Annotated in this window: 8 protein-coding genes; 1 reads left to right on the forward strand and 7 read right to left on the reverse strand. The window is 66.5% G+C overall.

Going from position 1 to position 14,216, the window contains the following annotated elements; genetic code table 11:
- Nucleotides 1–215 precede the first annotated feature (215 nt).
- From KF907_RS03550 to KF907_RS03565, 4 genes are all read right to left on the reverse strand, one after another.
- Nucleotides 216–3,323, reverse strand: a complete 3,108-nt coding sequence (locus KF907_RS03550) for an efflux RND transporter permease subunit (protein WP_291218253.1) — start codon at nucleotides 3,321–3,323, stop codon at nucleotides 216–218.
- A gap of 91 nt (nucleotides 3,324–3,414) precedes the next feature.
- On the reverse strand, nucleotides 3,415–4,581 hold the full coding sequence (locus KF907_RS03555; RefSeq protein WP_291218255.1) for an efflux RND transporter periplasmic adaptor subunit: 1,167 nt from the start codon (nucleotides 4,579–4,581) through the stop codon (nucleotides 3,415–3,417).
- A gap of 13 nt (nucleotides 4,582–4,594) precedes the next feature.
- The gene (locus KF907_RS03560) at nucleotides 4,595–6,136 is read right to left on the reverse strand and encodes an efflux transporter outer membrane subunit (RefSeq protein WP_291218257.1); all 1,542 of its coding nucleotides are present in this window, start codon (nucleotides 6,134–6,136) and stop codon (nucleotides 4,595–4,597) included.
- A gap of 217 nt (nucleotides 6,137–6,353) precedes the next feature.
- Entirely contained in the window at nucleotides 6,354–7,055 is a 702-nt protein-coding gene (locus KF907_RS03565) for a histidine phosphatase family protein (protein WP_291218260.1), read from the reverse strand.
- Between the two features lie 165 nt (nucleotides 7,056–7,220).
- Here KF907_RS03565 and KF907_RS03570 point away from each other — a divergent pair, with 165 nt between their 5' ends.
- On the forward strand, nucleotides 7,221–7,634 hold the full coding sequence (locus KF907_RS03570; RefSeq protein WP_291218262.1) for a hypothetical protein: 414 nt from the start codon (nucleotides 7,221–7,223) through the stop codon (nucleotides 7,632–7,634).
- 213 nt (nucleotides 7,635–7,847) lie between these two features.
- On the opposite strand, the gene KF907_RS03575 is transcribed toward KF907_RS03570, so the two are convergent.
- The 3 genes from KF907_RS03575 to KF907_RS03585 all read right to left on the reverse strand — a co-directional run bounded on the left by KF907_RS03575 (nucleotide 7,848) and on the right by KF907_RS03585 (nucleotide 14,064).
- Nucleotides 7,848–10,067 (reverse strand): GGDEF domain-containing protein, encoded by a 2,220-nt coding sequence (locus KF907_RS03575; RefSeq protein ID WP_291218264.1) that lies wholly within the window; start codon nucleotides 10,065–10,067, stop codon nucleotides 7,848–7,850.
- A gap of 224 nt (nucleotides 10,068–10,291) precedes the next feature.
- Complete coding sequence (locus KF907_RS03580) at nucleotides 10,292–11,320, reverse strand: ribonucleotide-diphosphate reductase subunit beta (RefSeq protein WP_291218266.1); 1,029 nt, start codon at nucleotides 11,318–11,320, stop codon at nucleotides 10,292–10,294.
- A 278-nt stretch (nucleotides 11,321–11,598) separates the two neighbouring features.
- Nucleotides 11,599–14,064: a ribonucleoside-diphosphate reductase subunit alpha gene (locus KF907_RS03585; protein WP_472843851.1), complete on the reverse strand. Its 2,466-nt coding sequence runs from the start codon at nucleotides 14,062–14,064 to the stop codon at nucleotides 11,599–11,601.
- Nucleotides 14,065–14,216 lie beyond the last annotated feature (152 nt).

Raw genomic sequence — 14,216 nt, forward strand, 5'->3', positions numbered from 1 at the left:
GGCGCCCGTCCGGGCGCATGGCCGTCGCCGTGATGTGCTGCACCGCCACGCTCGACGCGGCAGACCGCGCGGCCCTGTCCGCCACCCGATCATCCACGTCGGAAGCGCCGTTACCGGCGCGCCGACCTGCCTGTGCAGCAGGACCACCCTCGCATCGCCAACGGCGGACGCCTCGCTCCTGACCATGCCCGGTCTCGCGCCGCCCACGCGCCGCCTCATGCCGGCACGGCGTCGCTGCCAGCGTCTTCGAGGCGCTTCTTCGCCTCGCCGTGATGATCCTCGGCAAGCAGCATGTAGAAGGCCGGCACGACGAACAGGGTGAACAACGTGCCGATGGTCAGACCGGTGGCGATGACGAGGCCCATGTTGAAGCGACCAGCCGCGCCGGCACCGCTGGCGATGACCAGCGGAACGACGCCGAGCACCATCGCCGCGGTGGTCATCAGGATCGGTCGCAGGCGCGTCGCGGCGGCCTGCACGATCGCTTCGAGCTTGGTCTTGCCGGCCCGCTGCAGCTCGTTGGCGAACTCGACGATCAGGATGCCGTGCTTGGAGATCAGGCCCATCAGGGTGACCAGGCCAACCTGGGTGTAGATGTTGATCGAGGTCGACCAGCGCGTGGAGATCCACTGGTTGCTGACGATCGTGGGCAACACGTTGATGAACACCAGCGCGCCGAACAACGCCATCGGCACCGAGACGAGGATCACGATCGGGTCACGCAGGCTGTTGAACTGCGCGGCCAGGGCGAGATAGACGATGATCACGGCGAACAGCAGGGTCAGGGCAAAGCCGCCGCTTTCGGTCATGAACTGGCGTGCCTGACCGGAATAGTCGACGTTGTACCCGGTCGGGGCGAGTTCCTGGATGGTGTCGCGCACGAAGCCGATCGCCTCGCCCTGCGAACTGGCCACACCACTGAAGGTGACCGAATTGAGCTGCTGGAATCGGGTCAGCGACTGCGGCACCACCTGGTTGCGGATCGTCGCCACGGTCGAGGCCGGGATCACCGCGCCGGACGGCGTGCGGATGTAGTTGTCGAGCACCTGATCCGGATTGAGGCGATCCTGCTGCAGCACCTGCGGGATCACCTTGTACGAACGCCCGGCGATGGAGAAATAGTTGACGTAGCCGCCACCGAGCGCCGAACCGAGCGCGGAGCCGACATCCTGCTGGGTCATGCCGAGTGCCGCGATCATGTCGCGATCGACCTCGACCGTGCTCTGCGGCTTGTCGAGCTTGAGGTTCATGTCGACGAACCAGAACTTGCCACTGGACTGCAGGCGCTCGAGTACGGCCTGGGCGACTTCGTAGAGGTTCTCGAACGGCTCGGTGGTCGACATGACGACCTCGACCGGCAGGCCGGACGCGCCGGGCAGCGGCGGGAACTGGAAGGCCGCCGTGTTGACGCCGGCGATGCCAGCCCACTTCTGCTGCAGTTCCTGTTGGATCGCGTTGGCGTTGCGCGAACGCTCCGACCACGGCTTGAGCTTGGCGCCGGTGAACACGGAGTTCGGTCCGGAGAAACCGGTGAACTGGAAGGTCTGCTGGACCTCGGGCACGGTCTTGGCGATGGTGTGCATGTCACCGAGGTACTCGTGCACCTGCGCCGGCGAGGCGTTCGGTGCGGCGGTGGCCATGCCCAGCACGATGCCCTGATCCTCCTCGGGTGCCAGCTCGGCCTTCGAAGTCATGAACAGCAGTGGCGTTACCGCAAGCAGGATCAGGCCCATGACCACCGGCACGACCCAGGTGCGCAACGAGTTCTTCAGGCGCCGCTCATAGCCCGCATGCAGGCGGTCGAAGCGGCGGTCGATGAAGTCGACGAAGCGGTTGCCGCCGTGTTCGCTCCTGAGGAAACGTGAGCCGAGCATCGGTGACAGCGCAAGTGCAATGATCGCCGACACGGTCACCGCACCGGCCAGGGTGAAGGCAAACTCGGTGAACAGCGCACCGGTCAGGCCGCCCTGGAAACCGATCGGCACGTACACGGCAACCAGCACGATGGTCATTGCGATGATCGGGCCGGTCAGTTCCCGCGCGGCGACGATCGCGGCCTGGAATGGCGTCTTGCCTTCTTCCTTGATGTGGCGATCGATGTTCTCGACCACGATGATCGCGTCGTCGACGACCAGGCCGATGGCGAGCACGAGGGCGAGCAGGGTGATCAGGTTGATCGTGTAGCCGAGCAGCAGCATCACGAAAAACGCGCCGATCAGCGACAGCGGCATCGCGATCACCGGAATGATGACCGCGCGGAAGCTGCCCATGAACAGGAAGATCACCAGGGTGACGATGACCAGCGCCTCGATCAGCGTCTTGACGACCTCCTCGATCGAAGTGTTGATGAAGTCGGTGGCATCGTAGGCGATCTGGCCGGTGATGCCGGCCGGCAGTTGCGCCCGGATCTCGGGGAAGGCGTTGCGCACGCGTTCGGCGACATCGAGGATGTTGGCATCCGGCGAGGTCTTGATGCCGAGGAATACCGACTGATTGCCGTCGAAGGCGACGGCCGAGTCGTAGTCCTCGGCGCCGAGCACGACGTTGGCGACGTCCTCGAGGCGTACCAGCGCGCCGTCCTTCTGCTTGACCACGAGCTTGCGGAACTCGCCGACCGAGTGGAGATCGGTTGCGGCGGTGAGCGCCACGGTGACGGTCTGGCCCTTGGTCGCGCCGACCGCAGTGAGGTAGTTGTTCGCCGACATCGCCGCGTACACATCGGCGGCGGTGACCCCGTGTGCTGCAAGGCGCACCGGATCGAGCCAGGCGCGCAGGGCGAACTGGCGGCCACCGAGCAGTTCGGCGGTCTGCACGCCATCGATCGCGTCGAGCCTGGGCTTGACCACGCGCACCACGTAGTCGGTGATGTTGTTCGATGGCAGCGTGTCGCTGTAGAAGCCGATGTACATCGACGCCGTGCTCTGACCGACCTGCACGGTGATGACCGGTTGCTGCGCCTGCGGCGGCAACTGGTTGCTGACCGAACTGATCTGGGTCTGGATTTCGGTCAGTGCGCGATTGGAGTCGTAGTTGAGCTGCAGGGTGGCGGTGATCACCGAGGCGCCGGTGGTGCTCGACGAGGACAGGTAGTCGATGCCCTGCGCCTGCGCGATCGCCGCTTCCAGTGGTTGGGTAATGAAGCCGGCGACGGTCTGCGCATCGGCGCCGTAGTAGGTCGTGGTCACAGTGACCACGGCGTTCTCGGTCTTCGGGTACTGGCGCACGGTGAGGTCGGTCACCGAGCGCAGGCCGAGCACGAGGATCAGCAGCGCGACGACGATCGCCAGCACGGGCTTCTTGATGAACAGGTCGGAGAATTTCATCGTGGATTCCTTGATTGCCCAGGCAGGCCGCGCACAGCGCGCGTGCTTGCCTTGCGGCGCGGCAGCCGCGACCTTCGTCGCGGCGCTGCCCTCATTGTTCCTGCACGTCCGGTGCCGCGTCGTTCTTCGGCGGCTTGCTGTTGTCGATCGTCAGCAAGGTGCCGTTCTTGAGCTTGAGCTGGCCGCTGGTCACGACCTCGGTGCCTTCGTCGAGGCCGCTCAGCACGGCGATCTGATCGCCGCGCGTGGCGCCGGTGGTGACGAACACCTGCTGGGCGACCGGTTTGGCCGGCTGCCCGTCCGCACCATTGGCTTGCGCCGGTGGCTTGACCACGAACACCGTCTCGCCATACGGATTGAAGGTGATCGCGCTCTGCGGCAGGGTGAGCTGGCGGTCCTGCTCGCCGACTTCGACGCTGACATTGGCGAACATGCCAGGCACCAGCGCGCCGTCGGCGTTGTCCACCGAAGCCTCGATGCGTGCATTGCGGGTGTCACCGTCCACCTTCGGATCGATCGCGCTGAGCACGCCTTCGAACACGCGGTCGCCGTAGGCATCCAGGCGCAGGGTGACACGCTGACCCTTGCGCAGCTTGCCAAGATCGCGTTGCGGTACCGCGAAATCGACGAAGACCGGATCGAGCTGCTGTACGGTGACGATGGACATGCCGGCATTGACGTAGGTGCCCGGACTCAGGGTGACGATGCCGGCCCGGCCGTCGAACGGCGCGCGCAGCTGCTTCTTGGCAACCAGGGCCAGATGCTGCTGCACGGTCGCCTGGCGTGCCTTGAGGTCGGCAGCGGCATTGTCGTGGTCAGCCTGGCTGATCGCCTTGACTTCGAGCTGGCGCTTGGCACGGTCGTAGGTGACCTTGGCCAGCGCCGCGGCGGCTTCCGCCTGACGCAGTGCGGCGACATCGTCGTCGTCGCGCAGTTGCACGAGCACCTGGCCTTGCTTCACCTCGTCTCCGGAGACGAGGTTGACCTTGCTGACCACGCCGGCGACATCGAAGGCGAGGTCGGCGCCGCGCACGGCTCGCAGCGTGCCGACGCTGGATTGCGCCGGCTGCCAGGCCTCGTAGACGACCTTGGTCGTGGTCACGGTCGGTGCCGGCGGCGGCGGCATGTTGGCCATCATCCGCGAGATGGAAAACCACTGGAATCCGGCGATTGCGCCGATCAGCAACAGGACCGCCAGGAGCATGATGATCATGCGTTTGGCCGTGCTCGGCTTGTTGTCGTAAGCGCGCGTTTGCATGCGCCGTTCTCCTTCAGTTCGATGCGGTATCGACGACCGTCGCCGTCGTGGAATTCGGGTCACCGCGCCAGCCGCCGCCGAGAGCGGCGTACAGCGCGGCGGTGTCGGTGAGGCGCGCCGCGCGCGCCTGGATCAGGGCGATGCGGGCCTGCTGGTACTGGCGGGTCGCGTCGAGCACCTGCAACTGGCTCGCCGCACCCTCACGGAACTGCACGTCGACCAGCGCCAGGCTGGCCGCGGTCGCCTCGACGGCTGCGGCCTGGGCGCGCAAACCTTCGGCATCGAGTTCGAGCGCGCGCAGGCTGTCGGCGACATTCTGGAATGCGGTCAACACGGTCGTGCGGTAGTCGGCCGCGGCGCGCTCGAGGCCTGCTTCGGCGGCACGTTTCTGTGCACGCAGCGACCCACCGCGGAAAACCGGCTGCAACAGATTGAGGCCGAGGCTCCAGGCTTCGCTGCCACTGCCGAACAGGTCGCCGCTGCGCGCCGCCTGTGAGCCGTAGCTCCCCGACAGCGTGATCGTCGGGAACAGGTTCGCCGTGGCGATGCCAACCTGGGCACTGGCCTGATGCAGCTGTGCCTCGGCGATGCGGATGTCCGGACGCTCGCGCACCAGGGTCGAAGGCAGGCTCAGCGGGATGTCCTGCGGCAGGCTGATCTCATCCAGATCGAGCGCGGCGAATTCGGCCTCGCTCGGCAATGCGCCGACGTAGACGGCGAGCTGGGTCTGCGTCTGCGCGAGCGCCTTGCGCAGCGCCGGCAGCTGTGCGCTGGCCGTGGCGACCTGGCTTTGCGCCAGCAGCACGTCGGCCTGCGACTTGGCGCCGATCTCGTTCTGTCTGGCGACGAGATCGTACTGGCGGCGGTAGACCTCCACGATCTCCGCGGTCGCGGCGATCTGCTCGCGCAGCGAGGCTTCGAGGAAACTCGTCGTCGCCACGTTGGCGGCAAGGCTGAGATACGTGCCTTCGAGCTGATACGCGGCGAGATCGGCCAGCGCCGACTGCGCTTCGATGCCACGACGCACGCCACCGAACAGGTCCAGGGTATAGCCGACACTGGCCGAGGCATGGTGGACGGTGAACGGGGAAGCCCCGGGCTGGCCGGCAGCGAGACCGTTCTGGCGCGTCGCGCCGATGCCGGCGTCGAGCGATGGCAACAGCGGACCGCGTGCGGCGTTGACGCCTTCCTGCGCCTGACGCAGCGCGGCCTGCGCCGAGGCGACCGTCGGGCTGTGTGCAAGCGCGCGCTCGACCCGACGGTCGAGTTCGGCATTGGCGAAGAACCGCCACCATTGCGCCGGAACCGGCCGGCCGGCGAGGAAGCGCTGTGCGTCGCCGGTCGGCACGTCGGCGGCGACGGTTTCTGCCGGCAGGGCAATGATCGTGTCGGTCGCCGGTGCGGCAGGCGCGCGGAAATCCGGGCCGACCGCGCAACCCGCCAGCAGCAAGGCAAGTGCCAGGGCCACGAAATGCGGATCAGGATGAAAGGACTTTCGGGTCGAGGTCGGACTTGCGCCGAGGTTGGGCTTGCGCGCGGGTTCCATGCGATTCATTCATCTATTTCAGTACCGAACAGTACAATAATAGCGGGCCCGGTTGCCCGCCGCAACCGACCAGCGCTGCATCGACGCACCGCATCATCCCAGTATGCCCATCGCCGAATCCTGCCGATATGGCCAGAGGTCATTGCCGCCGGATGCCGCTGACCGGGGTCTTCGCCACGACGTCGGTCATCATCGGAGCCCCCGGCAGGAGCCCCTTCAGGGGCTCCTACCGCAGCGGCAGCTCCGGCACGGCCAGACTGCGGTCGCCATCGCCGGTGGCGCCAGTGGCAAGGTTCGGCGGCAGATGGCCGACATCACCGATCGAGAGCACCTTGAAGCGACCGTCGGCCTCGACGCGGATACGCGTGATGCTGGCATGACCGACCGACATTTCCAGCCAGGCCTTGCTGTCGACACCGAGCGCGCGCGTGATGAGGTAACGGATCACGTTGCCGTGGCAGACGAAGAGGTCGCTGCGCGGGGCGCCGCGTGCCGGCACGAAATGCTTCGCGAACACACGCTCGAGCGCGGCCTCGCAGCTCGCGCGTTCCTCCGGCGTGGTCTTGTTCATGACCTCCTTGCGTCGCGTCGCCGGCGTGCATTCGGCGAGATCGTCGACGACTTCCCAGGCCGGCAGCGGTGCGGCGACGCCGATGCTCGCGGCGGTATCGCGGGCACGCTGCATCGGACTGACGTAGCGCGCATCGAACGGCGCAAGCCAGCCAGCCAGGCGACCGCCAGCGAGGCGCGCCTGGGCAACCCCGATCGGCGACAACCCCGGCCCGATCTTCTCATCGATCGACGGGTCGGCCGCGTAGTGGCCGTGGCGCACGAGCACGATCGTGCGCGCGGCGGCGGTTTCGGGTTCCGCGGCCTGCGCGGATGCGCTGCCGAGGGCGAGGAAGGCGAGGACGAGGAAGGTTTTCATCTGCACAGTATCCGCCTGCGCAACCGCGATCGCCATCGGTTCGGCAGCAGGGTGCCCGCCTCCTCGTCGATCGTCGACGGGTCGTCGAACCGGACATGCGACGACTTTCGTCGCCACGATTGCATGTCTCCAGGGGTCCGCAACCGCCCGTATCGAAGCCAAGGAGTGGGTCATGCCCATCCGTTGCGCATTGGCTGTTTCCGCGTTGCTTGCCGCGGCACCCCTGCATCGGTGATCGATTTCGGTACCCAGTGGCCGAGCACCGGCTTCTGGACTCTCCAGCCCTCCGGCACGCAGCAAGCCGATGGCGGCAATCCCGGGGGACAAATTCCGCACCATGCCTGGCGGAACGGAGAGCTTCGCTTCGTGGGGCAGGAGGACGAAGACTTTGTCCGAGACCTTACCGTGGACATGCGCGTCCGCACCGGCGTAGACGACGTTGCCCCGCTGCTCGGGGGCAACCCGAATTCGCAGGTCGGTCGCTTCGTCGTGTTCGTCAGTCGCGCACTGGCCCAGGGCGGGTATCCCCATACCGCGGTCCACTTCCCGATCGAACCCTTGCCCCGGGGTGACACCTGATGACCTTCGGGCCTGCCCGCATGCAGACACTCGCGGGCACGGCTGGACGTCGGGTCCCTGCGGCATGGCGTTTGATCGTTCCGGCCGTCGTTGCATCGAGGCCATCATGTCGCCGCGGGAGTGCACCGCGGGTGCAATCGCCGCTGCGCACGAGCGTCGTGCCCGGAATGCGCGCCCGCAGCGGCTTTCAGCAAATGCGCAACCCGACCCGCATCACCCGCCGACGGCGACCAGCGGGTCGCGCAACGGGCGCGAGGCCAACGGCGTGATCAGGCCGAGCGAGCGCGCCAGGGTGGGCTCGGCGGCGAGGCGTTCACCGGGCCATTCCGGGACCTCTTTGTCGATCCAGTAGCACACGCGTGCATCACGGCCCGAACGTTTGGCCAGGTAGAGCGCGTTGTCGGCGAGTTGCAGCGATGCATGCCAGGCATCCATGCCGTGCATGCCGGGCAACGGCAGGTTGGCGATGCCGATCGAGGCGCGTGCGACGATCGAGCCACGCTCGGTATCGACAGGGCGAGCCAATGCGTCGCGCAGGCGGTCGGCCACGGCGCAGGCCGTATCGACATCCGTGTCCGGCAGCACGACGAGGAACTCCTCGCCGCCCCAGCGCGCGACCAGCGAACCGGGCCCGGCACGTCCGCGCAGGCGTTCGCCGAAGATGACCAGTATCTCGTCGCCGATGTCGTGGCCATACTCGTCGTTGATGCGCTTGAAGTGGTCGATGTCGACCAGCAGCAGTGCCGTCGCGGTTGCTTCCTGGCTCAGCCTGCGCAGGTGCTCGGCCATCGCGCGGCGATTGGCCAAGCTGGTCAGTGGATCGGTGCGGCTGGCCTGGTACAGGCGGCGGTTCATGCGCCGCTGCCCGAGCAGCACGGCCAAGCCGGTGATGAACAGCATCACGGTCAAACCGGCCAACGCGATCGTCATGCGCTGGCTGGCATGCATATCGCGCTCGCGTTCACGTGTCTCCACCTGCAAACGCTGCAGCTCCATGCGCTGCTCGCGATCACGCAGATGCGATTCGAGTGCGGCCAGGCGCTCGTGATTCTGATTGCGCAGCTGTGCCTCCCGCATTGTCGCGGCCCGGCGCAACATGGCGATCGCCTCGGGATACCGGCCCAGCTGCTCCAGCAGGTTGGCCTTTTCGAGCATGACATTCCATTGGCTCAACTCGTTGAGCACTCCCGTGTCGATGCTCTCCCACAGGTCGAGTGCGCCCCGGATGTCACCGGCGAGTTCGCGGCGTTCGGCTTCGAGCATGCGGATCTGCTGACGCATCCCGGCATCGACCTCACCCGGATCGAGCGCCAGGATCTCGTCGGCCAGGCGCTGGGCACCTGCGACATCGCCGGTCATCTGCAAGGCACGGACCAACCCGATCTTGGCCTTGATGGCCTGACGCGCAGCACTGCTGCCGCTCGTTTCACTGGCCAGCTGAAGCGCGCGACGCAGGTGCGGAATGGCCTCGGCATGCTGGCGCTGCTCGTTGAGCATGAGACCGAGGTTGAAACGCGTGGCGGCCTCGTGCTGGTACTCGCCCAACCGCGCCATCAAGACCAACGCCTGCTGGTAGCTGGCGCGCGCACGCTCGCTCTCCTCGGCCTCGGAATACATCACGCCGAGGTTGACCAGGATCGGGATGCGTTCGGCTTCCAGCCCATGCGCCTCGGCGTCGCCGAGTGCACTGGCGTAGCAGTCGACCGCACCCAGGCGGTCGCCGCTGCGGTGCAGGACCACGCCGGCACGACGCAGCAGGCGCACGCGATCGGCGGCCACCTCCAGGGCCGGCACGAGCGCGCGCAGTTCATGCGCATCGCGTTGCGCATCATCGCGCTGGTTCAGGGCAGCGTGTGCCCAGCCACGACAGGACAGTGCCTCGGCACGGAGCGCACCCTCCGGTGCAGGCGTTTCGCCGAGTACGCGATCGGCCAGCGCGATCGCGCGCGACGGATCAGTCTCCTCGATTGCCGTGCAGGCAGCCACGCGCGCATCCACAGGCGTGCCCACGACGGCATCGATGGCGTCATCGGCTAGCGCACTCGAAAGCGCGAACAACAGGAAGAACACCATGCTTCGCATGTCGCCAGCCCCCAACCGGCCCCCGCGGCCGCGGCCGCGCCGGCCAATGTGCCAGAAGCCGCCAGCGGTGCCAACGGCGGCGCCGTCGTCGGCATGGTAGCCCTGCCGCAACGCCTGATGCTTCGTGCGATCGAGCGAGAGGACGATGCCCGTGGCTCCGGCAGGCAGGCCACCCGGCACTTCGAATCCACTGCGCGAGAAATACACGCCGTCGCGCGAACGTACCGTCAAGCACACCGACGAGTTCTCGCCGGGCACGACGAACCCGCGCATGAGCACCGCACCGGCCAGCACGCCGGTCGATGCAACACCGACGATGGCGGTACCGCTGACCTTGACTTCTTCCTGCACGCTTACCTGGAACGGGGCGACCAGGGTCGCATTGATTGGCTGCGCGTCGACGCATGTGACCGCGCCGATCAGTCACGTGCCGGCAAACACCAACCATCCCCGCATGAATGGACGTCGTCTGCCCATTGCGCTGCCCCGTTGCCCCTGGTGTCCGACATTCTGTCAGAACTGCGCGGGTGGCTGAACCGCGGCAAGGGATGGTCTGGGTCGGTCACGCCGGTGCTTCAGAAGCTTTCATCGAAGGCGACTTCACCTTGCACACCGACCTGGTAGGCCGAAACGCGACGCTCGAAGAAGTTGGTCACTTCCTGCACGTCCTGCAGGTCCATGAAGGCGAACGGGTTCTTCGCACCATAGTGTTTTGGCATGCCGAGCTGGCCGAAGCGCTGGTCGGCGCAGTATTCGAGGTACTGACGCATCTCGCGCGCGGAGATGCCCGCGACGCCACCGGACAGCACGTCCTCGGCAAACTGCATCTCGCATGCAATCGCCTCGTCGAGCATCTCGACCACCTCGCGCTGCATGGCCGCGTCGAACAGCTCGGGTTCCTCGGCGCGCACCGTGCGGATCACCTCGAAGGCGAAGGCCATGTGGCAGCTTTCGTCGCGGAACACCCAGTTCGTGCCCGAGGCCAGCCCGTGCAGCAGACCGCGCGAACGCAGGAAGTAGACGTAGGCGAACGCGGCGAAGAAGAACAGGCCCTCGATGCAGGCGGCGAAGCAGATCAGGTTCAACAGGAACTGGCGGCGCTGCTCGCGCGTCTCGATGCGATCGAGGCCCTGGATCGAATCGATCCACTTGAAGCAGAACGCGGCCTTGCGCTGGATCGACGGAATGTTCTCGACTGCGGCGAAGGCACGGTTGCGCTCTTCGGGATCGGGCAGGTAGGTATCGAGCAGGGTCAGATAGAACTGCACATGCAGCGCCTCTTCGTACAACTGGCGCGACAGGTACATGCGCGCTTCGGGCGCATTGATGTGCTTGTACAGGTTCAGCACGAGGTTGTTTGCCACGATCGAATCGCCGGTGGCGAAGAACGCAACCAGACGATGGATGAGATGGCGGTCGGCCGGCGACATCTTCGCCTTGAGATCGTTGATGTCCGGCGCGAAGTCGACTTCGTCGACCGTCCAGGTATTGCGGATCGCGCTGCGGTACATCTCGTAGAACGCCGGGTAGCGCATCGGCCGCAGGGTCAGCTCGAAACCGGGATCGAGCAGGTGGTGGCGGGTGGTCGGGGGCTGGGCTGACATGGATTGCTCGCTGGGGTTCGTGGCGGTCACGGCGCCGTGCGCCGTGTTGCGGAATCAGGGCGTATGCTGGAAGTCGCGATGGAACGTGATCGGGGAGCAGGCGCATGCGGGACCGGCAGCCTTGCGTGTACATCCTGGCGAGTCGGCGCCATGCAGCGTTGTATCTCGGTCAAGAACCTGCCCGCCCGTGTCCGGCAGCACCGCAACGATCAGGTTGAGGGCTTCACGCCGACGTGCGCAACATGGCATGGGCGAAGCGACATCGAAACGCACGCCGCCTACTGGCACGCCTCGCAGTACTCCGGGTTCTCGAGCGAGCAGAACACCGCCTTGGTCGCGTCCTCCGCGCTCGGGGCACCCGGCGCGGGCGGCAGCGTGGCGGTGGCGCCGGCGCCGACGGTAGCCTTGGCGATCTTCGTGGCCGGGCGCGAGCGCAGGTAGTAGGTCGTCTTCAGGCCGGCCTTCCAGGCATACATGTACATCGACGATAGCCGGCCGATCGCCGGGTTTTCCTGGAACAGGTTGAGCGACTGGCTCTGGTCGATCCAGGCACCGCGTGCGGCGGCGTGATCGATCAGCACCTTCTGCGGCAGTTCCCACACCGTGCGGTAGATCGCGCGCAGGCGTTCGGGGATCGCGGCGATGCCCTGGATCGAGCCTTCGGCGAGCTTGATCTGGTCGCGGACCGCCTCGGTCCACAGGCCGAGTGTCTTCAGTTCCTCGACGAGGTAGCGGTTGACGACGAGGAAGTCGCCCGACAGCGTCTCGCGCTTGAACAGGTTCGACACCTGCGGCTCGATGCATTCGTAGCAGCCGGCGATCGAGGCGATCGTCGCGGTCGGAGCGATCGCGATCAGCAGCGAATTGCGCAGGCCGCCGCTGCGGATGCGTTCGCGCAGCTGGTCCCAGCGTTCCTTGGCGATGGTTGGCCGCGCGTTCGGCCAGTAGTCGAACTGCAGTTCGCCGTTGGCCGCACGCGACTCGTGGAAACCCGGGTGCGCGCCGAACTGGTCGGCGAGGTCGCAGCTCTGGGTCAGCGCATGGAAGTAGATCTCCTCGGCGATGCGCGCGGACAGTGCCTGCGCCTCGGGAGCGTCGAACGGCAGGCGCAGCTGGAAGAACACGTCCTGCAGGCCCATCACGCCAAGACCGACCGGGCGCCACTTGCGGTTTGCCGTGGCGGCGGTGTCGATCGGGTAGAAGTTGAGGTCGATCACGCGGTCGAGCTGGCGCACCGCTGTGGCGACCGTGGCGGCGAGCTTGTCGAAGTCGAACGCGCCATCGACGACGTGGCGGGCGAGGTTGATCGAGCCGAGGTTGCACACCGCGGTCTCGCTGTCCGAGGTCACCTCGAGGATCTCGGTGCACAGGTTCGACAAGTGAATGACGTTGCCGGGGCGAGCGGTCTGGTTGGAGGTCGCGTTGCTGCGGTCCTTGAACGTCATCCAGCCGTTGCCGGTCTGGGCGAGCGTGCGCAGCATGCGCGAATAGAGTTCGCGCGCCTTGATCGTCTTCACCGCGAGGCCGTCGGCCTCGGCCTGCCGGTAGGCGGCGTCGAAGGCGGCGCCGAAGGTGTCGACGAAGTGCGGCACGGCCTTCGGGTCGAACAGCGACCAGTCGGCGTCGGCCTCGACGCGGCGCATGAACTCGTCGGGGATCCAGTTGGCGAGGTTGAGGTTGTGCGTGCGCCGCGCCTCGTCTCCGGTGTTGTCGCGCAGTTCGAGGAACTCCTCGATGTCGGCATGCCAGGTCTCGACGTAGACGCAGGCCGCGCCCTTGCGCTTGCCGCCCTGGTTGACCGCGGCGACCGAGGCGTCGAGCGTCTTCAGCCAAGGCACCAGGCCGTTGGAGTGGCCGTTGGTGCCACGGATCAGCGAGCCGCGCGAACGCACGCGCGAATAGGACAGGCCGATGCCGCCGGCGAACTTGCTCAGCTTGGCCACGTCGGCGTACTTGTCGTAGATGCTTTCCAGCGAATCCTGCGGCGAGTCGAGCAGGAAACAGGACGAAAGCTGCTCGTGCGCGGTGCCGGCGTTGAACAGGGTCGGCGAGCTGGCGATGTATTCGAGCGAGGACAACAGGCGATACAGTTCCAGCGTCTCGGCGAGCGAGCCGCCGCCGAGCGCACAGGCGATGCGCATGAAGAAATACTGTGGTGTCTCGACGACCTTGCGCAGTTCGGGGTGGCGCAGCAGGTAGCGGTCGTAGACCGTACGCAGGCCGAAGTACTCGAAACGGCGCGTGGCAAGCGGGTCGATCGCGTCGTTGAGCTTGCGTGCGTTGAGGGCGACGAAGTCGCGCAGGCGCGCGTTGACCAGGCCAACCTCGGCACCGCGCGCGATCGCCTGCGAGAACGACTGGATTTCCTGGCCCTGCACTTCCTTGTCGATGTACGAGGACAGCAGGCGGGCGGCGAGGAAACCGTATTCCGGCTCCTCGGCAGTCAGCGCGGCGGCGGTGCGGATCGACAGTTCATCCAGCTCGCGCGTGGTCGCGCCATCGTAGATGCCACCGATGGTTTTCAGGGCCACGCGCATGGGATCGACATCGTGCAGTCCTTCGGCACTGCGCGTGACGGCGCGCACGATCTTGTTGAGGTCGACCGCTTCGCTGGAACCGTTGCGTTTGGTCACGCGCATCTGTGCCGGGCTGTGCGGCGCGGTCAGGCTGAAATCAGCCGTACCGGGCGCGCAGACGACGGAGGGCGTGTCGGTGGCGGCACGCGCGGCTGGAGGTCTGTTCATCGATTCAGGAACGTTGCGCGGATCGAGGTCGGGCGCGCCAGCGGCGCGGGTGTCGAGTGGTTGCATGTGGCGGTTCTCCCATGACCGGACCGAAGACCTGCTCCCGCGCGCAGGGCTGTTCGGTACCGCTGTGCGAAAACGACGACGCCACG

Source organism: Dokdonella sp. (assembly GCF_019634775.1).
Classification (GTDB): Bacteria; Pseudomonadota; Gammaproteobacteria; order Xanthomonadales; family Rhodanobacteraceae; genus Dokdonella.